Here is a 24,408-nt window from a genome sequence, read left to right as displayed (position 1 = left end):
ACAAAACACGCCTGCTACTGCACCCGCCCGCCATTGGCCGGCACGAAACTGACCCGCACTTTCAACCCGCCCTGGGCACCGTCATGCAGGCTGATGTGTGCCAGGTGAGCGCGACAGATATCGCCCACAATCGCCAGGCCCAACCCCGACCCCGCCACGTGTGAATTGCGTCGATAGAAGCGTTCAAAAACCCGTTCGCGGTCTTCAAGAGGAATCCCCGGACCGTCATCTTCGACTTCCAGTATCGCGGGCGAATTGACTCGCAAAATAATATTGCTACCCGATGGCGAGTGGGCCATGGCGTTGTCCACCAGATTGCTCAGCAGTTCATGCAGCAACGTGGGCTCACCGTACAACCACACCGGCTGGTCGGCCTCAAGCGCCAGCGCAAAACCCCGGGCATGGGCCAGCGGTGCCATTGCCATCCCCAGCTCGCGGGCCAACTGGCTGAGGTCGAGCAACTGCGCCCCCCCTTCGGCGATGGCGCGGGCGCCATTTTCAATACGCGCCAGCGACAGTAGCTGATTGGCCATGTGGGTCAGGCGGTCAGTGCCCTGGGTCGCCTGCTCGAGCGTATTGCGCCAGGTCGACGGATCATTGGCGCGCAAACCCAGCTCAAGCTGGGCCTTGAGCACCGCCAGGGGTGTACGCAGCTCATGGGCGGCATCTGCAATAAACTGCGCCTGACGCTTGAATTGACTGCGCAAGCGCTCGGTAAAGTGATTGAGCGCCTGAACCAATGGCCGCAACTCTCGCTGTACCGAGACCAGCGGCAAGGGTCGCAAGTCATCCATCTCACGCTCCTCAACGGCTGTGCGCAAACGCTCCAGCGGGCGTAAAGCGGCACTGACGGCAAACCACACGACCAACAACGCCCCCAGCCCCAGCATGCCCAAACGCAGCAAGGTATCCGCCATCAAGCTGCGCGCCATGGCCACCCGGGCCTCATCGGTTTCGGCGACGCGGATTTCCGCCATGCCATTCATGCTGGGTTCGGTGACGGCCTTGAGCAAACTCACGACCCGCACGTTCTGCCCCAGGTAGGTGCCGTTATAGAAACGCGCCAACGCCGGGTAATCATCGGTACGCGGCGTGCCCGGTGGCGGAGCAGGCAGGTTTTCATAACCTGAAATCAGGTGCTGATGGATATCGTTGACCTGATAATAGATTCGGCCCGCACTGTCGTAGGCAAACGTATCAAGGGCAACGTAGGGAACATCTGCGCTCAGGGTGCCATCACGTTGCGAAAGGCCTGCAGAAATGGTTCGGGCCGAGGCCAGCAAGGTTCGGTCGTACGCCGTGTCGGCGGCCTCACGACCATTGAAATAGGCGCTCAGCCCACTAGCCAGCATCAAGACAACCAGCAACAGCGTGAGGTGCCAGAGCAGGCTCCAGCGCAAGCTGTCGAGTTTAAACATCGCGGCTTTCCAGCAAGTACCCCAGGCCCCTGAAGGTCACAATCGCCACCGCCTGGCCGTCGAGCTTCTTGCGCAAGCGGTGAATATAGATTTCGATGGCGTCAGGACTCGCTTCCTCGTCCAGGCCAAACACTTGAGCCGCCAGCTGCTCCTTGCTCATGACCCTTCCCGGCCGTGCAATCAGCGCTTCGAGCACGGCTTGCTCGCGAGAGGTCAGGGTCAGCAGCTCATCACCCAGGGAAAAGCGTCGGGTGCCCAGGTCGTACACCAGGGACCCGCATTGCTGCTGGCGTTCGCCGCCCAACACGCTACGGCGCAACAGCGCTTTGACCCGCGCCTCCAGCTCGGTCAGCTCAAAAGGCTTGGCCAGGTAATCATCGGCCCCAAGGTTGAGCCCATGAACCCGGTCCTTTACGTCGCTGCGCGCCGTCAGCATCAACACCGGCAAGGTTTTGCCACGGGCACGCAAACGCGCCAGCACTTCAAAACCATTCATGCGAGGCAATCCCACATCTAGGATCGCCACTGCATATTCTTCGCTGCTCAAGGCCAGGTCGGCCGCCACGCCATCGTGCAGTACATCCACGGTCAGGCCAGTGCCTTTCAAGGCCTGGGCAACACTCTCGGCCAGCTGTAGCTGATCTTCGACCAAAAGCACACGCATCGTGTTTACCTCAATTTTTTTGTCCGGGCCGCAGCCTTTTGTGCGCGGAGTGTACAGACGACAGGAGTGCTGTGAAGCCCAAAAACAGGGAATGTCTACTGAAAGGTTAGCGAAAGGTTGACGAGCTAGCATCGCGAGACTGACAGGAATCTCTGTTGCCGTTATGCACAGCACAACGGCCCGAAAAACGCCTTGAAGCGTTTTCGTCAATAAGAACAATAACGGAGCACCCCATGCTGACTTATCAGTCCAAGACCCCTCGCTTCTGTATTTCTTGCGTGTCCGATACTCCCCTCGCGGCCCCTGCGAGTGGCTGTCTGCCGTCTGCACGTTCTACGTAACGCGGGTGGAGCACGGCTCTGCGCCAACGATTCCAAGCAACAAAAAATGCCCTATAAAAACAAAAGCTCCTGAGGAGACGATATGAAACTTCCCCTGCGCACCCTGGCACTCGCTGCCGGCTGCATGCTGTTCACCGGCCAGCTCATGGCCGAGCCAAAACGTCCTGAATGCATTGCCCCGGCCTCCCCCGGCGGTGGCTTCGACCTCACCTGCAAACTGGCGCAAAGCGCACTGGTGAACGAAAAGCTGCTCAGCAAGCCGATGCGCGTGACCTACATGCCCGGTGGCGTGGGCGCCGTTGCCTATAACGCCGTGGTCGCCCAGCGCCCGGCCGATGGTGGCACCCTGGTCGCCTGGTCCAGCGGCTCATTGCTCAACCTGGCGCAGGGCAAATTCGGTCGTTTCGATGAAGGTGCCGTGCGCTGGCTGGCTGCTGTCGGCACCAGCTACGGAGCGATTGCGGTGAAAAACGACTCGCCCTACAAAAATCTCGACGATCTGGTTCAAGCACTGAAGAAAGATCCGAGCAAAGTGGTGATTGGTTCGGGCGGCACGGTAGGCAGCCAGGACTGGATGCAAACGGCACTGATTGCCAAGGCTGCCGGGATCAACCCCCGCGACCTGCGTTATGTGGCACTGGAAGGTGGTGGTGAAATCGCCACAGCGTTGCTGGGCGGCCATATCCAGGTCGGCAGCACGGACATTTCCGACTCCATGCCGCATATCCAGAGCGGCGACATGCGCCTGCTGGCGGTGTTCGCCAACGAACGCCTGGACGAGCCGGAGATGAAGGACATTCCGACCGCCAAAGAGCAGGGCTATGACATTGTCTGGCCCGTGGTGCGCGGCTTCTACCTGGGGCCGAAGGTCAGCGACGAGGATTACGCCTGGTGGAAAGCGGCTTTCGACAAGCTGCTGGTCTCCGAAGAGTTCAACACCCTGCGCGATCAGCGAGAGCTGTTCCCGTTTGCCATGACCGGCCCGGAGCTGGACACCTACGTCAAAAAGCAGGTGGCTGACTACAAAGTCCTGGCCCAGGAATTTGGCCTCATTCAGTAAGCCTTACTGACCGGTAACCGGGCCACGATCCTTCGCAGGCCCGGTTCAGGAGTGAACCATGCTCTTCCAACGCATTTTTGCCTCAGTGCTGCTGCTCGCGTGTGCCGCACTGGCGCTGATGGCCTGGCCCTATCAGGCGCAGTTTTCCTATGAACCCGTTGGCCCGCGGGCCTTCCCGCTGCTGATGCTCGGCCTGATGGGACTGGGGCTTGTCTACATGATTTTTCGCCCCACGCCCGTCGTCCACAGTGAAGACGACCCGCAGCTGGACCGCGAAACCCTGACCAAGATCGCGCTGTGCACCGTGTTGCTGCTGATCTTCGCCGGTACGTTCGAGCTCTTGGGTTTTATCCTTAGCAGCATCCTGATCGGTATCCCGATGGCACGCCTGTATGGCGGACGCTGGCTACCCAGTTGCGTGATCGTCAGCCTGATAAGCGTCGGTCTTTATCTGCTGTTCGATAAAGCGATGGACGTCCCACTGCCGCTTGGCCTGCTCGAAGCTCTGGAGAACTGATATGGATACTTTTGGCTATTTGGGCCAGGGCTTTGGCGTCGCACTCAGCCCGTACAACCTGGTCACCGCGCTTTGCGGGACTCTGATCGGCACGGTGGTCGGCCTGTTGCCGGGGCTTGGGCCGATCAACGGGGTCGCACTGCTGATTCCAATCGCATTTGCCCTGGGCCTGCCACCGGAGTCTGCCCTGATTCTGCTGGCCGCGGTCTATCTGGGCTGTGAATACGGCGGCCGTATCAGCTCAATCCTGCTGAACATCCCGGGCGAAGCGTCCACCGTGATGACCACCCTCGACGGCTACCCTATGGCCCGCAAGGGGCTGGCCGGGGTGGCGCTGTCGCTGTCCGCGTGGAGCTCGTTCATCGGCGCCTTCATTGCCACCTGTGGAATGGTGCTGTTCGCCCCGTTATTGGCCAAGTGGGCGATTGCCTTCGGCCCGGCGGAATATTTCGTGCTGATGGTGTTCGCCATCGTTTGCCTGGGCGGCATGGCTGGGGACCGCCCTCTCAAGACCTTTATCGCTGCACTTATCGGGCTGTTTCTGTCTACAGTCGGGATTGATGCCAACAGCGGTGTTTACCGGTTCACCGGCGACAACATCCACCTGACTGACGGCATTCAGTTTGTCGTGCTGGTACTGGGCCTGTTTTCCATCAGCGAAATCCTGTTGCTGCTGGAGAAAACCCACCGCGGCCAGGAAGCCGTTAAGGCCACGGGCCGCATGATGTTCAACTTCAAGGAAGCGTCTGCTGTATTTGTCGTGAACATCCGTTGCGGCTTGCTCGGCTTCATCATGGGCGTACTCCCGGGGGCAGGCGCAACACTGGCCAGCGCCGTGGCCTACATGACCGAGAAACGTCTGGCAGGCGCTAGCGGAAAATTCGGCCAGGGCGACATGCGTGGTCTGGCAGCACCTGAAACCGCAATCGGCGCTTCGGCCTGCGGCGCACTGGTGCCCATGCTGACTCTCGGCGTACCGGGTTCCGGCACCACGGCGGTGATGATCGGCGCCCTGTCGCTGTACAACATCACCCCGGGCCCGCTGCTGTTCCAACAGCAACCCGATATCGTCTGGGGCCTGATTGCGTCGTTGTTTATCGCCAACATCATGCTGGTCATCCTCAATATCCCGATGATCCGCATCTTCACCCGCATTCTCTCGGTGCCAAACTGGGCGCTGGTGCCGGTGATCGCAATCATTACCGCAATCGGTGTCTACGCCGTGCACGCCACCACGTTCGATCTGTTCCTGATGATCGGTATCGGCATCTTCGGCTACATCCTGCGCAAGCTCGACTTCCCGCTCTCTCCGGTACTGCTGGGGTTCATCCTGGGTGGTTTGATGGAGCAGAACTTGCGTCGTGCGTTGTCGATTTCCAACGGTGCGCTGGAGATCCTGTGGGCAAGCCCGATCACCCTGGGTGTCTGGGTACTGACGGCGATCATGTTGCTGCTGCCTGTGCTGCGCATCTGGCGCAAGCGTAGTGCTCAACGTCGCGCCTTGGCCGATGCTTGATTCAGGATTCAGGCACTGGTGGGGCACGCCACTGGTCGGTCTGGCCGGTGGCTACCTCGCCAGCCTGATCGGCTGGCCGTTGCCGTGGATGGTCGGCTCCTTGCTGGCCATCATCCTGGTGCGCTGCCTGACACCCTGGCAGTTGGCCGAGATCCCTGGCGGACGTAAATGCGGTCAGTGGATTGTGGGCATCGGTATCGGCCTGCACTTCACGCCCGTGGTCATGGAGCAGGTGCTGGCACACTTCTGGCTGATCCTGGCGGGCGCCCTGCTCACCAGCGTATCGAGCGTCATCGGTGTGTGGCTGATGCGCCGCAGTGGTGAGGACCGCGCCACGGCGTTCTTCTCCAGCATGCCTGGTGGTTCGGGTGAGATGGTCAACCTCGGCGCCCGCAACGGCGCCGTGTTGAGCCGGGTTGCTGCTGGCCAGAGCCTGCGGGTGCTGACCGTTGTACTGTGCGTCCCGGCAGCCTTCAAATACCTGATGGGCGAAGGCGCTCCCGCCTTGCAGCCCGCACCTGTCAATTTTTACTGGTTGGCGCTGCTGTTTCCGGCAGGGGCTTTGCTGGCCTGGATCTGGCAACGCTTGCGCCAGCCCAATCCGTGGCTGTTCGGGCCGCTGCTGGTCAGCGCCAGCGTCAGTATCCTGTGGGATTTGCACACTGGCCTGCCGGACGGCAGCAGCCAGATGGGCCAGTGGCTGATTGGCAGCGGGCTGGGTTGTCACTTCAACCGGGCGTTCTTTCGTCGGGCGCCGTCCTTTCTCGGACGAACCTTGCTCGGCACCGCGGTGACAATGCTGATCGCCAGCCTGTGTGCGCTGGGCTTGAGCACCCTGACCCAGCTCGATCTGCGCTCCATGACCCTGGGCATGATGCCCGGTGGTATCGCAGAAATGAGCCTCACGGCAGAAACCCTGCAACTGTCAGTCCCGCTGGTCACGGCCTTGCAGGTCATGCGGCTGATCTTCGTGCTGTTTTTAGCCGAACCCCTGTTTCGATACTGGGTTCGCCAGGACCACAACGGGTCATCTCTGTAATCCTGGGCACACCCGATGTCGCGGGTGTGCCTCCTCCCATGCACTTAAACCGGCGGCAGTTTCCAGTCGATCGGGGACAGGCCGTTTTGCTCAAGGAACTTGTTGGTCCGACTGAAGTGGCCGTTACCAATAAAACCCCGATAGGCAGACAACGGTGAAGGATGCACCGAGGTCAGCACCAGATGCTTGGTCGCATCAATGAGTTTTTGCTTGCTCTGGGCATGGGCACCCCACAACAGGAAAACCAGCTTGGGCTGCTGCTCGCTCACCACCTGGATAATCCGGTCAGTGAAGTGTTCCCAGCCTTTTTTGGCATGGGAGGCCGCATTGGCGCGCTCCACCGTCATTGTCGTGTTGAGCAGCAATACACCCTGCTCGGCCCAATGCTGCAGGCAGCCGTGGGGGGCGATATCGATGTTCAGGTCACGTTTGAGCTCTTTATAGATATTGACCAGCGAAGGCGGCGTCGGGATACCGGGCTGCACTGAAAAACACAGGCCATGCGCCTGGCCCGGGCCGTGGTAAGGATCCTGCCCCAGAATCACCACCTTGATCTTGTCCAGCGGCGTCAGGTTCAGGGCGTTGAAAATAAGCGGACCTGGCGGGTAGATCTCTTTGCCGGCGGCATGCTCCTGGCGCAAGAATTCGCGCAGCCCGGCCATGTAAGGTTTATCGAACTCCTCACGCAAAGCCTGCTTCCAGACAGGTTCAAGTTTTATACGGTCATCCGACGTCATGGCTACATCCTGAAAAACAATGGGGCGGACACTAGAAAAGCCCGCCCCCATTGTCAACTGCCCTAACGGCCCCGCCACCCTCCGCCATTATCGGGGCCCCTGCCATAACCAGGCCCGTGGCCAGGATGATAGCCTCGCTCGCGGTAGTAGCCCCGTGGTGCAGGGTAGTAACGCGGCCCCTGATAGTAGCGTGGAGCTGGCGCGTAGTAGCCACGCGGGTAAACATAGTAAGGACGGTAACCGCCTTCGTAATAAGTGACCGGAGCCGAGTACACCTCAGAGCGGTAGTAACCGGAACTGCCCGAGTAGTAAGGCACGCAGGCTGTCACAGATAAGCTGATGGCAATGATAGAAAGTAGGCGACGATACATGGCGGCCTCCTGGACCGCGAAAGAGCACCCCCAGCGACGCTGGGGGGCGACAAACAGCAACAGCGTCTGACACCTGTTAAGACAGCAAAAATGATATTCAGTGCCGTTGATAAAACGCGTCAGACCTGCAGATCCGACCAAGGGTGAGTGCCATCCCTGGCACCTCTCGCAGGTCGACCCGCCGTCAGTTAATCAAGCACTCAGTCGAGCACCGAAAAAGCACAGGCACCAGCGTTTGCGGCAGTGCACTCGTACACTATCAGCCCCACGCCGCTTTCAATCATTGTCCAGCTGTCAATATTGGCAAGACGCATTGAATGTTCATTCGCCGTACTTTGACGATACGACAAGTTGATCCGGGAGCGGTCCTGAGCTTTATATTCACAATATCCGATGCGACCGGCAGTGCCTTGCAGATTGTTCAACGGATAAAAAACAGCGCCCTCAAATGACGTCAGCCGCGAAGGTGACAATGCACTGGAGACCGCGATCCATTCATCCCCGGCCCTGTGGCTCGGCGCCGTGTAGACGCCCTCCCTGAGGGTCACATTATCAACACTCGGACAACTTTCGGCCGCACTTACCAGTGAACTTGCCGACAGAAACAGTGCGCACAAAAAAACATGAACTGACTTCATAAACAGACACTCCAGAAGATGAATTTTAATGTTGATATTTACGAACAGGCGTTGCCTGCCGATAACTTCAAGAGTAATCAACCAAGACTATTTAACAATGCCGTTATACGTAGCTACTTTCCGATAATGTTGCGTGAAGTTCTTTAACAACTAACTATTCGCCAATGAGCGGGTGTACACACCTGAACGACTCGAGCAACAGAACCCTGCGTACACCTCCAACAGCGATTACCATAGCTCGAGTAAACGCCTGCCCCACAACGGACATCTGAAATGACCACGCCCGACCTTTGCCCAGCCTGTGGCGCCCGTAACGACTGCACCCAGGCCAACCCTGACACCCTGGGCCAACCCTGCTGGTGCTACGGCGTGACTATCGACCCAGAAATCATCCGTGCCTTGCCAGTTGAACAGCGCAATCTGACGTGTCTCTGTCCTCGCTGCGCGAAAGTTCTGAGCCAATTGCAGCCAGCGCAAACGTAACACCTCACGTAAGATGTTCGGCTGTATTCCTTGTGATTGATCGCTATGCGTGTAGACCGTTTTCTGAGCAACCTGCCCCAGTTCAACCGCCAACAGGTTCGCTTGCTCATGATTGAGAAGCGCATCCAGGTCGATGGGCAGGTCATCAGCGATCCGCGCCACGAAATCAATGCATTCAGCCGTATCGAGCTGGATGAGAACATCCTGCAGGCCGGAAAACCTGCCCGGTACTTCATGCTGCACAAGCCACAAGGTTGCGTAAGCGCCACCCGGGATGCGGAGCATCCCACTGTGCTCGACTTGCTGAATGAGCCGGACAAGCATGACCTGCATATCGCCGGTCGACTGGACTTCAATACCAGCGGGCTACTGCTGATCACCAATGACGGGCACTGGTCGCGCCATGTCACCCAGCCGCAGACCAAGATGCCCAAGGTGTATTACGTCGAGACCGAGCAGGAAATAACCGATGCCTACATCAGCAAATTTCGCGAGGGCGTCTATTTCGCTTTCGAAGACTTGACCACCCAGCCCGCCGGGCTGGAACTGCTGGGCCCATTCAGTGCGCGCCTGAGTATCGTTGAAGGTCGTTACCATCAAGTCAAACGCATGTTCGGCTTCTTCGACAACAAGGTCATGCGCCTGCACCGTGAGAGCATCGGGCCACTGGTGCTCGACAGCCAACTGGCCCCCGGCGAGTACCGGGCGCTGAGCGAGCAGGAAGTGCTTCAATTCCAACCCGCACCTGCGAGTTAGCCAGCAACGGGTCCTACCCCTTTCTGTAACAATCACGGAGCACCATCAGTCAGACCGACGCTCGATTCACCGGAGTCTGACGCCATGATAAAGCCCGAAATCGCTGTGCTCGATATTCAAGGCCACTATCGAATCCACACCGAGTTCTATCGCTGCGACACCGCAGAAAACACCATTATTCTGGTCAATGGCTCGATGGCCACGACCGCCTCGTTTGGCCAGACCCTGAAAAACCTGCACCCCCATCTGAACGTCGTTCTATATGACCAGCCGTACGCGGGCAAGTCAAAACCCCACAACCCTCATCAAAAGATGCTGACAAAAGAGCTGGAAGCCCAGGTGCTTCTTGAGCTGATAGAACACTTTGACGCGAATTATCTGCTGTCATTCTCGTGGGGGGGGACTGCGGCACTCACAGCGTTGGCAAACACACCACGGCGTATCGAAAAAGCGGTGATCAGTTCCTTTTCACCGCTGATCAACGAAGCCATGCGCGATTACCTGGAACGTGGCCGCAATTGCCTGGCAGCCTGCAATCGCACTCAGGTCGGCAACCTGGTCAACGACACGCTGGGCAAACATTTGCCGCCCCTGTTCAAGCGCTTCAACTTCCGCCATGTCAGCACGCTGGCCGCCCATGAATACGCGCAGATGCATTTTCATATCAACCACGTCCTCAATAATGACCAACCATGCTTTCTCGATGCTGCCAGGGGCATTGATATTCCGGTGTTGTTTATCAACGGCGCATGGGACGAGTACACCGTGGCCAACGATGCCAGGCGCTTTGCGCACCCCATCGCCAACAGCCAGTTCATCAGCCTGGAAAACACCGGGCACTTTCTGGACATGGAGCACAAATCTGCCAGCCACATCAGCAGAACCGCGCTGCTCAATTTTTTAGAACCTACACAAAGTGAACACCGGCAACAGTCCCTGTGAAGCGTTCCAGGTAACCCGGAAATTGAAAAAACACTGCAAAATTACGCATTTGAAGAATAAAACTTCTCATCAAGGCTGACATCTGGTACAAAGTCAGCCGCTCTGAGCGGGTGTCGTATAATGGTATTACTCCAGCTTCCCAAGCTGATCACGCGGGTTCGATTCCCGCCACCCGCTCCACTTCTTCAAGGCTTTCACCCCTCTGAAAGCCTGGCCTGTACAGCAGCAAACTCCCCCTTCGCGTTTTACAGCTTGCACACGATGTTCACCCGCGCCCCCTCTTTTTGACTCGATACATCGCCGTATCTGCATGGTGCAGCAATTGCTGGGCCTGCTCTCCGTGCTCGGGGTAAACCGCAATGCCAATGCTGGGAATGATGTTCAGCGTGTGATTGCCAATAAAGACAGGCTGGCTGAGGTTGAGGCGAATTTTTTCAGCCACGATCAGCGCATGCGATGGCAGTTTGAGCCTCTCCAGCACCAGCACAAATTCATCCCCGCTCATCCTGGAGACCGTATCGCTTTCGCGCACGCACAGCGTCAGGCGCCGCGCCGTCTGCTGCAACAAGTCATCACCCACCGCATGCCCATAGTTGTCGTTGACGAGTTTGAAATGGTCCAGATCGACATACAGCACGGCCAGGCATTCATTGTCCCGTTTGGCAGCGGCCAGCGCGCGGTGCAGGCGATCATAGAGAAGGTCGCGATTGGGCAAGTGAGTCAAGGCGTCGTACTGCGCCAGATACTGCAGGCGGGCATGCAATTGCTTGCGCTCAATGGCCGTTGCCACCTGGGTCGACACGTATTGCAGCAAGTCTTTGTGTTGCTCGGTGTAGCGCTCTTCACCCGGCAGGCTTTTGACCACCAACGCACCCATAGTGCCGTTCTGAGTGGCCAGCGGAACACCCAGCCATGACGGCCCATGGTCAGGCACACGCATGACGGGCTGGCCACTGAGCATGACCTCCTCACTCAGGTGGCGAACGGGCGAGTGCTGCTCAAGTGGATGATCGTCGACGTAATAGGGAAACGTCAGCGAACCCTGCTCCCGAAGTGCGACCGAGAAACTCACCGCGGGCAACCACTGCCCGATGAGCTGGTGCACACATTTGAACAGCGCCAGCAAATCCTCGGCCCCATGGGCAGCCTCCGAAATCGCAAAAAGAGCCGCCTGGCGTGACTCCGCCAGTTTGCGCTCGGTGACATCGCGGGCCACGGCAATGCGCATTTCATGGGTTTCAGACCAGCATGCAGACCATTGGATATGCACCACATGCCCGTCCTTGTGCACATAGCGGTTCTCGAAATTGAGCTTGGGCTCACCGGCCATGATGTCGCTGGCCGCGAGCAGCGTTCGCTCACGGTCAGCGGGGAAGACCAGATCGATCATCGACTGGCCTTTAAGCTCGTGGGGCTCATAGCCCAGGATACGTTTGCAGGCTGCACTGACATAAACGAAGCGACCATTGCGGTCCACCACACAGACAGCGTCAAGCAACAGGTCAATAAAACCTGCCTGGAGCAGGTAATTCTTGATGTCCATAGGGCAACTCGATGCCTCAGGGTTAAATGGAAACATTCATCCCTGACTCACACACCGCACCGCATTCCCTGCCACCTACGTCAAACGATAGTTCGTAACAACCCAGGCAGTGCATGCATCAACGCACTGATGGCAAAACCGATGAACATGACCCCGCACAGCCGGGTAATCAGTAGCTCATGACGCTGATAGAGTGCCCTGACATGCCCCGCTCCTACAATACCAACCAAAATCGCGTAGGCCATCGCCCCACCGACAAAACTCAATGCGATCAACCAGGGCAGCATTTCCCAGGTCAGAAGCTCTGCCCGGCTGGACAGCAGCGCCGTAAACGTCGCCACCGCCACGGGATACGCCTTGGGATTGGTCAGGCCGAAGAAAATCCCGTGAGCAAACGGCTGTCGCGCCGGTCCTTGCCGGGCAACGCTGCTGCGCTGGGCGCGCACCGCGCGCAATCCCAGCCAGAACAGGTAGAGCCCGCTGATCAAGCCCAACACATTGAAGGCGGTGCTGCCAAATTCACGCGCGCCCACGATGGCGATCAGCGCCGTGCTGCACCAGATCACATCACCCAGCAAATGCCCGCACAGAAATCCGGCTCCGGCACGTCGCCCACGGGCCGCACCAATGCCAAAAACAGCGAGCACGCCTGGCCCCGGGGTGATGCCATAGATAAAACCAGAAGCCAGAACGGCCAGTAACAACGAAGGTGTCATGCACACAGCTCCAAAAATCATGCCTCACGCTTTGCGTGACCCGTGAGGTCGCCCGATTTTGCACGTTCTTGAAGCGTCTGTAACCGCGTCTAGTGTCGACGCCCCAAAACATTAACCACCAGCCGATCGACCCAGCCCCAGATACGCTGTTTTACCCGTCGCCAGAGTGGTCGTGACTGCCAGTCTTGCAAGCTGACAGGCAGGCTTTGGGCAAAGTCCGCGTTAAAACTGGCGACCACCGCCTGCGTCAGCGCCGGATCGAGCGCCTCGAGGTTGGCCTCAAGGTTGAAGCGCAGGTTCCAGTGGTCGAAATTGCACGAGCCAATGCTGACCCAATCGTCAGCCAGCACCATCTTCAGGTGCAAAAAACAGGGCTGGTATTCCAGTATCTGCACACCGGACTTCAGCAGGCGCGGGTAATAGCGATGACCGGCGTAACGCACGGAAGGATGGTCGGTGCGCGGCCCCGTGAGCAACAGCCGTACATCAACGCCCCTGGCCGCCGCGCGACGCAGAGAGCGGCGCACACTCCAGGTGGGCAAGAAATAAGGCGTGGCCAGCCAGATACGTTGGCTGGAACTGTTGATCACCCGCACCAGCGATTGCAGGATATCGCGATGTTGATGAGCATCCGCATAGGCGACACGGCCCATGCCTTTGGCCTCTTGGGGCAGGCCAGGCAAGCGTGCAAGCCCGAAGTGAGTGGCGGGCTTCCATGCCTTGCGACTGATATTGGCGCGCCATTGACGATCAAACAGCATCTGCCAGTCCATGACCAGCGGGCCTTGAATGTTGACCATGACTTCATGCCATTCACAGGTGTCGTCACTGGGGCGCCAAAACTCATCCGTAACGCCAGTGCCCCCGACCACGGCCAGTTGCTGATCCACCAACAACAGTTTGCGATGATCGCGATACAGGTTGTTCAGGCCACGGCGCCAGCTAAGCGGGTTGTAATGCCTGAGTTCAACTCCGGCATCGGTGAGCCTTCGGCGCAAACTCAAACCCAGGCCCAGACTGCCATAGGCGTCAAACAGGCAGCGCACTCGCACCTCGCGCCAGGCGGCGTGTTCCAGCGCCTGCACGATGGCTTCGGCGCAGCCACCCGCCTCAACTAGATACAACTCCAGATCAATCTGCTCTTGTGCCTGCTCGATGGCTGCCAGTATCCGGGGGAAAAACCGGGAACCATCGATCAGCAACTCGAACTGGTTGTCGCTGCGCCAGCCAAACACCGCGCCGGCCATCTTAGCGAGCCGTGAAAATCAGTACCGCACCCACCGGCACTGAAAAACTGATGGCTGACAATCCAGCCAATTTGCGCAAGGTTTCGAGCTCCGGCTGCAGGCCAAAATCTTCGGCTTGCAGCATCAGCGGCTCCAGGGTTACGACCTGAAAGCGCCGTTCATCAAGGCGGGTGGCCAACAGTTCGGCCTCATAGGTGTGTTGTTTGCCGCGCAGGCTCACCGTGACAGGCAAGTGCAGTTCCAGTTGCGCACCGGGGGCAAGATCATTGATCGGTTGCAAGTCAATCTGCGCCGTAATCTGTGCTTCCGGGAAATGCTTGAAATCGAACAGCACGTCGCGCATGCGCTCATCACGCAGCGGTACGGCACTGTTGACCGAATCCATTTCTATACGCAATTGCGCCAGGCCTTTACGGTCGACCTTGCCGTGCAGGACCAAAAAGCGATGCACGTTCGCGATATTGGCATTTTGCGTGGAGACAAACGAAAGCCGTGATGACTCACCGTCCAGATACCAGTTGGCCTGGGCAGAAAGGCTCACGCCAAGGGTCAACAACAAGGCGCAGGCAGAAGAAAACAACACTTTAAGCATAAAAACTCATCGACAAATAAACGTGGGCGAACATTAACCCTGGCGAGCGGTTTTGGCTGGACTTTTTAACACAGTGTTAGGACGCCGTCAGACACCGACAGTTCCTCCGGGGCTCCTGTCATACAAGCATCATCCAAACGTCACAGGGGTGACATTGCACCTGCCTAGCCTGAAGTTGCACACCTCAGTCGATTGGCAGAAACCCAAGGCGGGCCCGGTGCCTGCACGGAGATTCGCAATGTCCCAGATCGTCCGTATCCGCGACACCGCTCCAGAACGCCGTCTGCAGGCAGAGCGCCTGATCGGGCCCGACGCTTTGCGCGAGGCCCAGACCCTGCGTTTTCGTGTGTTCAGCGGCGAGTTGAAGGCCAGGCTCAAAGGCGCCGAACATGGACTGGACGAGGACGGTTACGACGCGCATTGCGAACATATCGGGGTCCGCGACCTCAATAGCGGCCAGTTGGTAGCCACCACTCGCCTGCTGGATCACAGTGCCGCCCGAAACATCGGCCACTTTTACAGCGAAGAAGAATTCAACCTTCACGGCCTGGCCAATCTGCAAGGGCCCGTACTTGAAATTGGAAGAACCTGTGTCGACCCTGCCTACCGCAACGGCGGCACCATCGCCGTACTCTGGGGCGAGCTGGCAGAAGTCCTCAACCACGGCAATTACCGATACCTGATGGGCTGCGCCAGCATCCCCATGCAGGACGGCGGCATCCAGGCTCAGGCAATCATGCAGCGCCTGCGCGAACGCTACCTGTGCACGGAACATTTGCGCGCCGAACCGAAAAAGCCGTTACCGGCCCAGGAAATACCCGCCAACGTCATCGCCGAAATGCCGCCATTGCTCAAGGCCTACATGCGCCTGGGCGCCAAGATTTGCGGTGAACCTTGCTGGGATGAAGACTTCCAGGTGGCAGACGTGTTTATTTTGCTCAAGCGCGATGAGCTATGCCCGCGTTATGCGCGACACTTCAAGGCGGCCATGTAATGAGCCGTTTGCGCCGATATGGCCGAGTGGCGCGTGTGCTGGCCGTTGTCAGCCTGGGGCTGGGCATGGCCAGTGCGTTCGCCGTGCTTGAGCGCTTGAATCTGAGCAGCACGATGGACCGTCGCCAGCGCTGGTCGCAATTTTTCATGTCTCGCCTGAGCAACGCCCTGCCCTTTCGCATCACCGTCGTCGGCCAGTTACCGGCAACGCCCATGCTGTGGGTCAGCAACCACGTGTCATGGACCGACATTGCGCTGCTGGGGCAACTCACCCCGCTTTCGTTTTTGTCCAAATCAGAAGTCCGCGGCTGGCCCGTTGCCGGTTGGCTGGCGGCCAAGGCCGGGAGCCTGTTTATTCGCCGGGGCGCAGGAGACAGCCAACTGATTCGCGAGCAAATGAGCCAGCACTTGAAGCACCCGCTTTCTCTGCTGATGTTTCCCGAGGGCACCACCACTGACGGGCGTTCGATACGTACCTTTCATGGTCGGTTGTTATCGGCGGCGATAGACAGCCAAGTGCCCCTGCAGCCGGTGGCCATACGCTATTTACGCAATGGCGAGATTGATGGGATAGCACCGTTTATTGGCGACGATGACTTGCTGTCACATTTACTGCGCCTGTTTAGCCATGAACAGGCCGAGGTCGAGATCCATCTGCTAGAGCCCATCGCCAGCCAGGCGCAGGAGCGCGCCGTGCTGGCGTTCAGGGCGCAGGAGGCGATACGGCGGGTGGTGACAGCGCCGGTGACGCAAACAGCTCCTCTGGGGGCGACGATCTGAACTGCCCTGTGTAACTGGAATAAAGGTTCCGCCCTCATTCCGGCACTGTTATGGGCATTCGTGGCGTTCAGGTAATCGAGTGGCTACAAATGCGTCGCAGACGTCACAAAACCTTGCGCAAAACTCCGTAGTCGCTGACGAGGAACGAAGGCTGCGTTCGGTTTGGTGCGCCACTGCGACGCGGCAGTCGTAAAGCCGGACACAGCGATCGTTCAGGTAAATCCCGGACTCAGGTTTTACGGTCGCTTCGCAACCGGACGCAGCCTCGCACGGCTCGTCAGCGACTACAGATTGAGCCGCGCAGACTTACACCAAACAGGCCGGCCGGTCGGCCGCTTCGGGGCGCAGTGCTTTTGATCTGCCCGCCCCTTCGGGAGGCCGAGAGGAGGTTCTGCGCAGTGGGCATCCCGGCATGGATGCCGGGAGAGCCGTGTTGGGCCAGGGATGGCCCGTCACGGCGGGCCCACGGAGCGGGACCGGAACGAGGGAACCTGAGCGAAGCGAAGGCCGTACGCTGGGGCGAGGACTTTTTGGTTCCTTTTTGGTCCTTCAAAAAGGGACTCGCTGTAAGAGCGAAACCAATATTCCAGTTAAACGCTGATGCCGGATATGTACTCAATACATCAGTAATAAAAACGGTATCAAACAGGCCGCAAGCGCCAGCCCAAGACATCAAGCATGTCACAACCGTCGCGCAGCAATTGCGCCGAAACCGTGGCCAGGTGTTTGAGGTCGACAGAATCGGCCTGCTGCACTTCGCGGGCGAAGAACATTTCCATCAACTGGGTGACGGCCAGAACGCGGGCGACGGCGTTGGCGTGAAGTACGTCCAGGGGAGCGTTGCGGTCGATCAATAAGGCGGGGATGGTGCAGTCGATAGCGGTGAGGGGGATAAACTGGGAATGAGTCATAAGTAAACCTCTGATGCTATATGTAATAGCCATCCGTTTTCGTCGCCAAACAAAAACAGGTGGCCGCTGTACGCGGGTTGGCGAACCGGTCATCCCCAAAACCCGGCAGACCCGAAGGTCTCCCACGTACAGCCGCCATAAAACACAGCGCGCAAAATACACGCTCCGCCATATATAGCAATTGCACATATTTTTGAAAATGTTCCAAGTCGCCAAACCCGGTCGCCTTATCGGCGAGCACCGACTATAGGCCGCGCACCAAGCCCCAGCAATTGCCAACCCTGTGCGAAAAATCCCGAAAAAACGTGAGCGTTAAGCAACGCGGGCAATCCCATGGCCAAGGGAAATCGAGTCCACATCAATGCACGTGTCAACATAGGGTTTTTGCTGCTGCTTCGCAGCAGATCGCAGCCTTCGGCAGCGACTACAGAGATCCCTGCCGGTAGCAGCCCGCTGCAAACCCCTGCAACTGCGGATAAAACAACCGGAAATCCTCACTCAACGGCTCATACAACGCCTTTAAATCCTGCATCGCCCCCGCCAGTTCTTCGGGTCGCGACAAACGCCGCGCAATCCCGTTGAACACCTGCTCCAGCACGTCAAAATCCCGGTACGAACCCAACCAGTCATGGGCCGCCATGTGCGGTGCAATACTGGCCAGCCTGCGCGGCAACTGCTGCTCAGCCACCAGCACGCGATAAAAATCCGAGGTAAAACGCTCCAGCGGCCCCTCGGCATACTGCCCCCAGTCCCGGGCCAGGCAGTGGTCGAAAAACACATCCAGCACGATGCCGGCATAGCGCCTGCGAGTGCGGGTAAAACGCGTCAACGACTGATCAACCAACGGGTGATTGTCCGTGAAGACATCAATGCTGCGATGCAGTTGAATCCCGTGTTCAATCTCGGGGCTGTACTGACCGTGCAGCCGACCTTTGACGAAATCGCCATAAAGACTGCCGAGTAATTCTTCAGGGCGCTGGCCGCCCAGGTGCAGATGTGCGAGATAATTCATGGCGCGCAGTTTAGCACTGCCACACCAATATCGTTATAACCCGATATACCGATTTGAACCGACCTAAGATCAAATCCATATTTGTATATCGCGATATAACGATTTAAAGTTCGCCTCATCGCGATATAACGTTGTACCCATTGAGCACTGCCACCATGCCGATCGACCTCGACGAAATAATAAAAGCCCTGGCACACCCAGTACGCCGAGAAATTCTCAACGCACTCAAAAACCCTGATGCTTCGTTCCCTGACCAAATCCACTCCACCGAACACGGTGTGTGCGCCGGGCAGTTTGATCAACTCTGCGGCCTGTCGCAGTCGACGGTCTCTGCCCACCTGGCAACGCTGCAACGAGCGGGCCTGATTACCAGTCAGAAGCACGGCCAGTGGCACTTCTTCAAACGTAATGAGGAAACCATCAAGGTCTTCCTCGAAAAAATCAGCCAAGAGCTTTAACAAGGACTTCCATGCCACTCTCGCTACTCATTCTGGCGCTCAGCGCTTTCGCCATCGGGACCACCGAGTTCGTGATCATGGGCTTGCTGCCTGATGTAGCAGCCGATCTTGGCGTATCGATCCCGGGTGCGGGTTGGCTGGTGACCGGTTACGCGCTGGGCGTGGCCATCGGTGCTCCGTTCATGGCACTGGCCACGGCCAAGTTGCCGCGCAAAGCCGCTCTCGTCGCCTTGATGGTGATCTTTATCATCGGCAACCTGCTCTGTGCCCTGGCCAGTGATTACAACGTGCTGATGTTTGCCCGTGTCGTTACAGCCTTGTGTCACGGTGCGTTCTTCGGCATCGGCTCGGTCGTGGCTGCAGGCCTGGTACCTGCCAACAAGCGCGCTTCGGCGGTAGCACTGATGTTTACCGGCCTGACCCTGGCCAACGTGCTGGGCGTTCCCTTGGGCACCGCTCTGGGGCAGGCCGCAGGATGGCGTTCAACGTTTTTTGCAGTCACCGTGATTGGTGTCGTGGCGCTGATCGGCCTGATCCGCTTTCTGCCCGCCAAGCGTGACGAAGAAAAGCTCGACATGCGTGCCGAACTGGCCGCACTCAAAGGCGCCGGGATCTGGCTTTCCCTGAGCATGACTGCGCTGTTTTCCGCGTCCATGTTCACCCTGTTCACTTACGTAGCGCCCCTGCTCGGTGATGTCACCGGCGTATCGCCAAGCGGCGTGACCTGGACCTTGCTGCTGATCGGCCTTGGCCTGACGGTAGGCAACATCATCGGGGGCAAGCTGGCGGACAAGCGCCTGGCCGCTACATTGATCGGTGTTTTTATCGCGATGGCCGTGATGTCGACCGTACTGACCTGGACCAGCGTCGCCGTGATCCCGACCGAAATAACCCTGTTCCTGTGGGCCGCCGCTTCGTTTGCCGCCGTACCGGCGCTGCAAATCAACGTCGTGACCTTCGGCAAGGCCGCACCCAACCTGGTTTCAACCTTGAACATCGGCGCTTTCAACGTCGGTAATGCGCTGGGCGCCTGGGTCGGCGGCAGTGTCATCGCCCACGGTTTCGGCCTGACCAGCGTTCCCCTGGCTGCTGCAGCGCTGGCGATTCTGGCACTGCTGGTCACCCTGATTACTTTTCGCCAGAACGGTAATGCCGAGCTGGCAACTGCCACACATTGATCCCTGAGAGGGCTGCATAAATGACCACGATTTTTGATCCGATCAAGCTGGGTGATCTTGAACTGCCCAACCGCATCATCATGGCTCCGCTAACCCGCTGCCGCGCCGATGAAGGTCGGGTTCCCAATGCGCTGATGGCTGAATACTACGTTCAGCGCGCCTCTGCGGGCTTGATTCTGAGCGAAGCAACTTCGGTGACGCCGATGGGCGTCGGCTACCCCGACACCCCAGGAATCTGGTCCAACGACCAGGTCCGCGGCTGGACCAACATCACCAAGGCAGTACACGCTGCCGGTGGCCGGATCGCTCTGCAGTTGTGGCATGTCGGGCGCATCTCGCACCCGATGTACCTGAACGGCGAAGCGCCAGTCGCCCCAAGCGCCATTGCCGCCAAAGGCCATGTCAGCCTGGTTCGCCCCAAGGTTGAATACCCGACACCTCGCGCACTGGAAACGGCCGAGATCGCCGATGTTGTAGAGGCCTACCGCACAGGCGCAGAAAACGCCAAGGCTGCCGGCTTTGATGGTGTAGAGATTCATGGCGCGAATGGCTACCTGCTCGATCAGTTCCTGCAAAGCAGCACCAACAAGCGCACCGACCAGTACGGTGGCAGCGTAGAGAATCGCGCTCGCCTGTTGCTTGAAGTCACCGACGCAGCCATCGAAGTCTGGGGTGCTGGCCGGGTTGGCGTGCATCTGTCGCCACGGGCCGACCTGCACGATATGGGTGACGACAACCTGGCTGAAACCTTTGGTTATGTAGCCCGCGAACTGGGCAAACGTGGCATTGCGTATATCTGCGCCCGTGAGCACGAAGCAGCAGACAGCCTCGGCCCACAACTCAAGCAAGCCTTTGGTGGCCCATACATCGCCAACGAAAGCTTCACCAAGGACAGCGCCAATGCATGGCTCGCTGCGGGCAAGGCAGATGCCGTAGCCTTCGGCGTACCTTTTATCGCCAACCCGGACTTGCCTGCACGCCTGAAGGCCGATGCGCCACTCAATGAAGCACACCCTGAAACCTTTTATGTGAAAGGTCCTGTGGGCTATATCGACTATCCAGCGCTGTAAGTACTGAACCGTCGGCCTGCAGAAACAGGCTGGCTGGCACCACAACGCAAAACGCCCGAGGTCTGTGACCTTGGGCGTTTTGCGTTGCACGATTCGGTAAAGCGTTTTTCGCGAGTCTTGAGGCTCTAAAGCAGCACACCCGGTTATTATTCAGGCAAAAAAAAGGGGCGGTTTGACCCGCCCACATTTTTTCCCTAGTCCCTTTTTTCCTTCTCATCATCCTGATGAATCGCATCCCGCGATGTCCGTCTGCGTTCTTCCTTGAGCGCCGTGTCGATCCGTCGACACAATTCAAATACTAGAGTTTTATAGGATTGCTGCAAGCGCATCAGTTATAGATTTTTATTACGCAGCCTCTTTGGATTTGTATTAAAAAACCTTATTTTTCATTGAGTTATGAAAACAATGAAGTAAGAAAAAGGTGCTTGCCTGACCTATTTAAGCCCTTGGCTTACGTGAAAGGTAAGTAAAGGCTTACAGCACTACGCAGATAATAATCAATCTTGTCCGTGACATCCCATTTCCAAACAAACCGATAAGGCACAAGACAAAACGGCAATCGAAACATTTTCCATCACACACAAAAAACCCCGAAAAGCTCGGGGTTTCAAGTCAGCCTGTTGTGAGTTACTGGAACAGCGACTCACTCGACAGACCGTTGCGTTCAAGGATTTCCCGCAGGCGCTTGAGACCCTCGACCTGGATCTGGCGCACGCGTTCACGTGTCAGACCGATTTCCAAACCTACATCTTCAAGGGTGCTGCTTTCATGACCACGCAGCCCGAAACGGCGAATCACCACCTCACGCTGCTTGTCTGTGAGTTCAGACAACCACTGATCGATACTTTGCGACAAATCATCGTCCTGGAGCAGCTCGCAAGGATCTGTAGGACGATCATCGGTAAGGGTATCAAGCAGCGTTTTGTCTGAGTCAGGGCCTAGAGAAACGTCTACCGAGGACACCCGCTCGTTGAGCCCAAGCATGCGCTTGACCTCTGCGACAGGTTTTTCGAGCAGATTGGCGATTTCTTCAGGGGAAGGTTCATGATCGAGCTTTTGCGTGAGTTCACGCGCAGCCCGTAGATAGACATTGAGTTCTTTAACGACATGGATCGGCAAACGGATGGTGCGGGTCTGGTTCATGATCGCCCGTTCAATCGTTTGGCGGATCCACCAGGTGGCGTAAGTCGAGAAGCGAAACCCTCGTTCCGGGTCGAATTTCTCGACGGCCCGAATCAGTCCCAGGTTGCCCTCTTCAATCAGGTCAAGCAACGACAACCCACGATTGACGTAGCGACGTGCGATTTTCACCACCAGCCGCAAGTTGCTTTCAATCATGCGTTTTCGCCCGGCGGGATCGCCACTTTGCGACAAACGAGCAAAGTGGACTTCTTCTGCAGGGGAGAGCAACGGAGAGAAGCCTATTTCATTGAGGTACAGCTGGGTCGCATCGAGCGCCCGCGTGTAGTCAATGTACTTATGCTGTTTTGTAGCGGGTGCTTTTTTGGACTTGGTTCGAGCTGTAGGGGTTGAATCGTCTTCTTCTGACATCAAGTCGCTGTCGGTGTTGGAGTCCATAAGGAGCACCTCATCGTCGATGTCAAACCCCGGCGCTTCTTTGTTGAGAGCCATTGCTATAGTCCTTTGATGAGTTCGACCTCAAGCTCAAGCATCGCCCAAGTCCTTGGCAACGCTGGAGCCTGTTCCTTATCCACATCAGGAACAGGCTGGTAAGCGATCAACGGCGAGGAAGGAATTGCAATGGATCTACAGGTTTACCTTGACGGCGAATTTCAAAGTGAAGCTTCACCCGGTCTGTACCAGTTGACCCCATTTCGGCAATTGTCTGTCCGACCTTGACCTGCTGCCCCTCCCGAACCAACAGCCTACGGTTATGACCGTAAGCACTGACGTAGGTATCGCTGTGTTTGATGATGATCAGTTCGCCGTAGCCCCTCAATCCACTGCCAGCGTATACAACCGACCCATCAGACGCAGCTAAAACAGGCTGTCCCAAATCACCGGCGATATCAATACCTTTATTCAAACTACCGTTTGAAGAAAATTTGCCGATCAAAATACCGTTCGAAGGCCATCCCCAACCCTTGGGTGCGGGGCCTGCTGGCAGCGGCGCGGCGGCTGCAGGCGCAGCTGCGACAGTGCCGGTACGCTTGATAACCGTGGTCTTGCTGCCCGCAGAAGACGAAACCACGGCGCTGGTCGTGCCACCTGCTGGCTGGCTCCCAGAGCGTCCGTCAAAACGAATCACCTGGCCTGGGACAATGGTGAACGGGGCGCCAATATTGTTACGGGCGGCCAGAGCCTTCCAGTCCCAGCCGTAGCGAAAAGCAATCGAAAACAAGGTATCGCCACGACGTACGGCGTATTGCCCTGTGGTCACTGCCGGACGCTGGGCTACCCCGTTACGGTCAACGACATTTACGCCACTTTTGGGGCTGCTGGAGCACGCGGCCAACAATGCCAGTGTGGCACTCAGGAACAGACCGACCACCAGCCTCTGAAGGCTTTTGCTGCTCATACGCTGCGCAATGACTGTGAGACTCACCCGCCGCTCCCTTTGAAGATGGCTAAATAGTAAAACGCCAGTACTGGCCATGGTTTAGCGCAAGTATAACTGGCTACAGGGCTTTTACAGACTGCAAAGCCGAATCATAAACACACTGTATAAAATATAAACAAACACTGGGCAGGGCCCGGGTGACGGGCTTTATGACCCGCAGCTCACCCTATAATTCACCCGACGCCAATAAAGACTCAGGCCAGCGGCCCGTTAAGCAGTGGCACAAAGCGCACATTACCGATTACCCGTCGGGCAAAGCCGTGCTCTTCGCGTACGATCAACATCAACTGCTGGACCTCTCCCGCACCGACCGGGATCACCATGCGTCCACCGGGGGCCAGTTGGTCGAGCAATGCCTGAGGCACATCGGTCGCGACGGCCGTCACGATGATGCCGTTGTAAGGCGCCAGCGCAGGCCAGCCTTCCCAGCCATCGCCCCAACGGAACACCAGGTTGCGCAGATTGAGTTCAAGCAATCGTTCCTTGGCCCGATCCTGCAGCACCTTGATGCGCTCGACCGAGAATATCCGTTCAACCAGCTGCGAGAGCACGGCGGTTTGATAACCCGATCCGGTGCCGATCTCCATCACCTTGTCCAACGGCCCGTCCTCAAGCAGCAGCTCGCTCATGCGCGCCACCATGTAAGGCTGGGAGATGGTCTGGTTATTGCCGATGGGCAGCGCCGTGTCTTCGTATGCCCGGTGGGCCAGGGCTTCATCCACAAACAAATGACGTGGCGTGCGGCGAATGACCTCAAGCACGTCCTGGTTAACGATGCCCTCTTCACGCAGGCGCTGGATCAGCCGCTCTCGTGTGCGCTCAGAGGTCATGCCAATGCCACGGTG

General features: G+C 57.8%; 26 protein-coding genes and 1 tRNA gene. 13 read left to right on the top strand and 14 right to left on the bottom strand.

Going from position 1 to position 24,408, the window contains the following annotated elements; translation table 11 throughout:
• Positions 1 to 14 precede the first annotated feature (14 nt).
• Both AC19YQ_RS07345 and AC19YQ_RS07340 read right to left on the bottom strand, forming a co-directional pair.
• Positions 15 to 1,418: a sensor histidine kinase gene (locus AC19YQ_RS07345; RefSeq protein ID WP_133077684.1), complete on the bottom strand. Its 1,404-nt coding sequence runs from the start codon at positions 1,416 to 1,418 to the stop codon at positions 15 to 17.
• On the bottom strand, positions 1,411 to 2,082 hold the full coding sequence (locus AC19YQ_RS07340; RefSeq protein ID WP_133077685.1) for a response regulator: 672 nt from the start codon (positions 2,080 to 2,082) through the stop codon (positions 1,411 to 1,413). Before AC19YQ_RS07340 ends, AC19YQ_RS07345 begins: the two co-directional genes overlap by 8 nt.
• A gap of 423 nt (positions 2,083 to 2,505) precedes the next feature.
• Here AC19YQ_RS07340 and AC19YQ_RS07335 point away from each other — a divergent pair, with 423 nt between their 5' ends.
• Genes AC19YQ_RS07335 through AC19YQ_RS07320 form a run of 4 tightly spaced genes read left to right on the top strand, consistent with a single transcriptional unit; the run spans position 2,506 to position 6,555 of the window.
• Complete coding sequence (locus AC19YQ_RS07335; RefSeq protein WP_133077686.1) at positions 2,506 to 3,483, top strand: Bug family tripartite tricarboxylate transporter substrate binding protein; 978 nt, start codon at positions 2,506 to 2,508, stop codon at positions 3,481 to 3,483.
• A gap of 58 nt (positions 3,484 to 3,541) precedes the next feature.
• Entirely contained in the window at positions 3,542 to 4,000 is a 459-nt protein-coding gene (locus AC19YQ_RS07330; RefSeq protein ID WP_133077687.1) for a tripartite tricarboxylate transporter TctB family protein, read from the top strand.
• A gap of 1 nt (position 4,001) precedes the next feature.
• Positions 4,002 to 5,516, top strand: a complete 1,515-nt coding sequence (locus tag AC19YQ_RS07325; RefSeq protein ID WP_133077688.1) for a tripartite tricarboxylate transporter permease — start codon at positions 4,002 to 4,004, stop codon at positions 5,514 to 5,516.
• Positions 5,509 to 6,555 (top strand): AbrB family transcriptional regulator, encoded by a 1,047-nt coding sequence (locus AC19YQ_RS07320; protein ID WP_326397464.1) that lies wholly within the window; start codon positions 5,509 to 5,511, stop codon positions 6,553 to 6,555. Before AC19YQ_RS07325 ends, AC19YQ_RS07320 begins: the two co-directional genes overlap by 8 nt.
• A 44-nt stretch (positions 6,556 to 6,599) precedes the next feature.
• Here the strand turns inward: AC19YQ_RS07320 and ung are convergent, their stop codons facing one another.
• The 3 genes from ung to AC19YQ_RS07305 form a co-directional block, all read right to left on the bottom strand.
• A complete protein-coding gene (gene ung / locus AC19YQ_RS07315) occupies positions 6,600 to 7,292 on the bottom strand; it encodes a uracil-DNA glycosylase (protein ID WP_133077690.1) in 693 nt (230 codons plus the stop codon).
• A 62-nt stretch (positions 7,293 to 7,354) separates the two neighbouring features.
• Positions 7,355 to 7,663 carry a hypothetical protein gene (locus tag AC19YQ_RS07310; protein WP_219262926.1) on the bottom strand — a complete coding sequence of 103 codons (309 nt, stop codon included), beginning with the start codon at positions 7,661 to 7,663 and terminating at the stop codon, positions 7,355 to 7,357.
• Positions 7,664 to 7,863: 200 nt separating this feature from the next.
• Positions 7,864 to 8,301, bottom strand: coding sequence for a DUF3757 domain-containing protein (locus AC19YQ_RS07305; protein ID WP_133077692.1), 438 nt, complete (start codon positions 8,299 to 8,301; stop codon positions 7,864 to 7,866).
• Positions 8,302 to 8,574: 273 nt separating this feature from the next.
• Here AC19YQ_RS07305 and AC19YQ_RS07300 point away from each other — a divergent pair, with 273 nt between their 5' ends.
• From AC19YQ_RS07300 to AC19YQ_RS07285, 4 genes are all read left to right on the top strand, one after another.
• The gene (locus AC19YQ_RS07300; RefSeq protein ID WP_133077693.1) at positions 8,575 to 8,784 is read left to right on the top strand and encodes a cysteine-rich CWC family protein; all 210 of its coding nucleotides are present in this window, start codon (positions 8,575 to 8,577) and stop codon (positions 8,782 to 8,784) included.
• Positions 8,785 to 8,829: 45 nt separating this feature from the next.
• Positions 8,830 to 9,540 (top strand): pseudouridine synthase, encoded by a 711-nt coding sequence (locus tag AC19YQ_RS07295; protein ID WP_133077694.1) that lies wholly within the window; start codon positions 8,830 to 8,832, stop codon positions 9,538 to 9,540.
• 84 nt (positions 9,541 to 9,624) lie between these two features.
• Positions 9,625 to 10,482 (top strand): alpha/beta fold hydrolase, encoded by an 858-nt coding sequence (locus AC19YQ_RS07290; protein WP_326397461.1) that lies wholly within the window; start codon positions 9,625 to 9,627, stop codon positions 10,480 to 10,482.
• Between the two features lie 106 nt (positions 10,483 to 10,588).
• Positions 10,589 to 10,662, top strand: a tRNA-Gly gene (locus tag AC19YQ_RS07285).
• An 85-nt stretch (positions 10,663 to 10,747) separates the two neighbouring features.
• Here AC19YQ_RS07285 and AC19YQ_RS07280 read toward each other — a convergent pair.
• The 4 genes from AC19YQ_RS07280 to AC19YQ_RS07265 all read right to left on the bottom strand — a co-directional run bounded on the left by AC19YQ_RS07280 (position 10,748) and on the right by AC19YQ_RS07265 (position 14,580).
• The gene (locus AC19YQ_RS07280) at positions 10,748 to 12,025 is read right to left on the bottom strand and encodes a diguanylate cyclase domain-containing protein (protein WP_133077696.1); all 1,278 of its coding nucleotides are present in this window, start codon (positions 12,023 to 12,025) and stop codon (positions 10,748 to 10,750) included.
• Positions 12,026 to 12,105: 80 nt separating this feature from the next.
• The gene (locus AC19YQ_RS07275) at positions 12,106 to 12,741 is read right to left on the bottom strand and encodes a LysE family translocator (protein ID WP_133077697.1); all 636 of its coding nucleotides are present in this window, start codon (positions 12,739 to 12,741) and stop codon (positions 12,106 to 12,108) included.
• Positions 12,742 to 12,830: 89 nt separating this feature from the next.
• Positions 12,831 to 13,988 (bottom strand): phospholipase D-like domain-containing protein, encoded by a 1,158-nt coding sequence (locus AC19YQ_RS07270; RefSeq protein WP_326397460.1) that lies wholly within the window; start codon positions 13,986 to 13,988, stop codon positions 12,831 to 12,833.
• Position 13,989: 1 nt separating this feature from the next.
• Complete coding sequence (locus AC19YQ_RS07265) at positions 13,990 to 14,580, bottom strand: YceI family protein (protein ID WP_133077699.1); 591 nt, start codon at positions 14,578 to 14,580, stop codon at positions 13,990 to 13,992.
• Between the two features lie 238 nt (positions 14,581 to 14,818).
• On the opposite strand from AC19YQ_RS07265, the gene olsB reads away from it, so the two are divergent.
• A complete protein-coding gene (gene olsB, locus AC19YQ_RS07260; protein ID WP_133077700.1) occupies positions 14,819 to 15,574 on the top strand; it encodes an L-ornithine N(alpha)-acyltransferase in 756 nt (251 codons plus the stop codon).
• Complete coding sequence (locus AC19YQ_RS07255) at positions 15,574 to 16,353, top strand: lysophospholipid acyltransferase family protein (protein ID WP_326397459.1); 780 nt, start codon at positions 15,574 to 15,576, stop codon at positions 16,351 to 16,353. The genes olsB and AC19YQ_RS07255 overlap by 1 nt, the downstream gene beginning before the upstream one ends.
• Positions 16,354 to 16,994: 641 nt before the next feature.
• On the opposite strand, the gene AC19YQ_RS07250 is transcribed toward AC19YQ_RS07255, so the two are convergent.
• Together AC19YQ_RS07250 and AC19YQ_RS07245 are read right to left on the bottom strand one after the other, a co-directional pair.
• Positions 16,995 to 17,264 (bottom strand): short-chain dehydrogenase, encoded by a 270-nt coding sequence (locus AC19YQ_RS07250; RefSeq protein ID WP_326397457.1) that lies wholly within the window; start codon positions 17,262 to 17,264, stop codon positions 16,995 to 16,997.
• Positions 17,265 to 17,688: 424 nt separating this feature from the next.
• Positions 17,689 to 18,276 (bottom strand): acyl carrier protein phosphodiesterase, encoded by a 588-nt coding sequence (locus tag AC19YQ_RS07245; RefSeq protein ID WP_133077704.1) that lies wholly within the window; start codon positions 18,274 to 18,276, stop codon positions 17,689 to 17,691.
• Positions 18,277 to 18,431: 155 nt separating this feature from the next.
• On the opposite strand from AC19YQ_RS07245, the gene AC19YQ_RS07240 reads away from it, so the two are divergent.
• Genes AC19YQ_RS07240 through AC19YQ_RS07230 form a run of 3 tightly spaced genes read left to right on the top strand, consistent with a single transcriptional unit; the run spans position 18,432 to position 20,982 of the window.
• A complete protein-coding gene (locus tag AC19YQ_RS07240; protein WP_019822239.1) occupies positions 18,432 to 18,734 on the top strand; it encodes an ArsR/SmtB family transcription factor in 303 nt (100 codons plus the stop codon).
• An 11-nt stretch (positions 18,735 to 18,745) separates the two neighbouring features.
• Positions 18,746 to 19,912 carry an MFS transporter gene (locus AC19YQ_RS07235; protein WP_133077705.1) on the top strand — a complete coding sequence of 389 codons (1,167 nt, stop codon included), beginning with the start codon at positions 18,746 to 18,748 and terminating at the stop codon, positions 19,910 to 19,912.
• 20 nt (positions 19,913 to 19,932) lie between these two features.
• Positions 19,933 to 20,982 (top strand): alkene reductase, encoded by a 1,050-nt coding sequence (locus AC19YQ_RS07230; protein WP_133077706.1) that lies wholly within the window; start codon positions 19,933 to 19,935, stop codon positions 20,980 to 20,982.
• A 627-nt stretch (positions 20,983 to 21,609) separates the two neighbouring features.
• On the opposite strand, the gene rpoS is transcribed toward AC19YQ_RS07230, so the two are convergent.
• The 3 genes from rpoS to AC19YQ_RS07215 all read right to left on the bottom strand — a co-directional run bounded on the left by rpoS (position 21,610) and on the right by AC19YQ_RS07215 (position 24,393).
• Positions 21,610 to 22,614, bottom strand: coding sequence for an RNA polymerase sigma factor RpoS (gene rpoS, locus AC19YQ_RS07225; protein WP_500594860.1), 1,005 nt, complete (start codon positions 22,612 to 22,614; stop codon positions 21,610 to 21,612).
• Between the two features lie 106 nt (positions 22,615 to 22,720).
• A complete protein-coding gene (locus AC19YQ_RS07220; protein ID WP_500594889.1) occupies positions 22,721 to 23,548 on the bottom strand; it encodes a peptidoglycan DD-metalloendopeptidase family protein in 828 nt (275 codons plus the stop codon).
• A gap of 209 nt (positions 23,549 to 23,757) precedes the next feature.
• Positions 23,758 to 24,393, bottom strand: a complete 636-nt coding sequence (locus AC19YQ_RS07215) for a protein-L-isoaspartate(D-aspartate) O-methyltransferase (RefSeq protein ID WP_219261723.1) — start codon at positions 24,391 to 24,393, stop codon at positions 23,758 to 23,760.
• Positions 24,394 to 24,408 lie beyond the last annotated feature (15 nt).

Source organism: Pseudomonas sp. MF06569, assembly GCF_059862735.1.
Note: the sequence above shows the minus strand (reverse complement) of the source record. Positions and strands in the feature narration are given on the sequence as shown.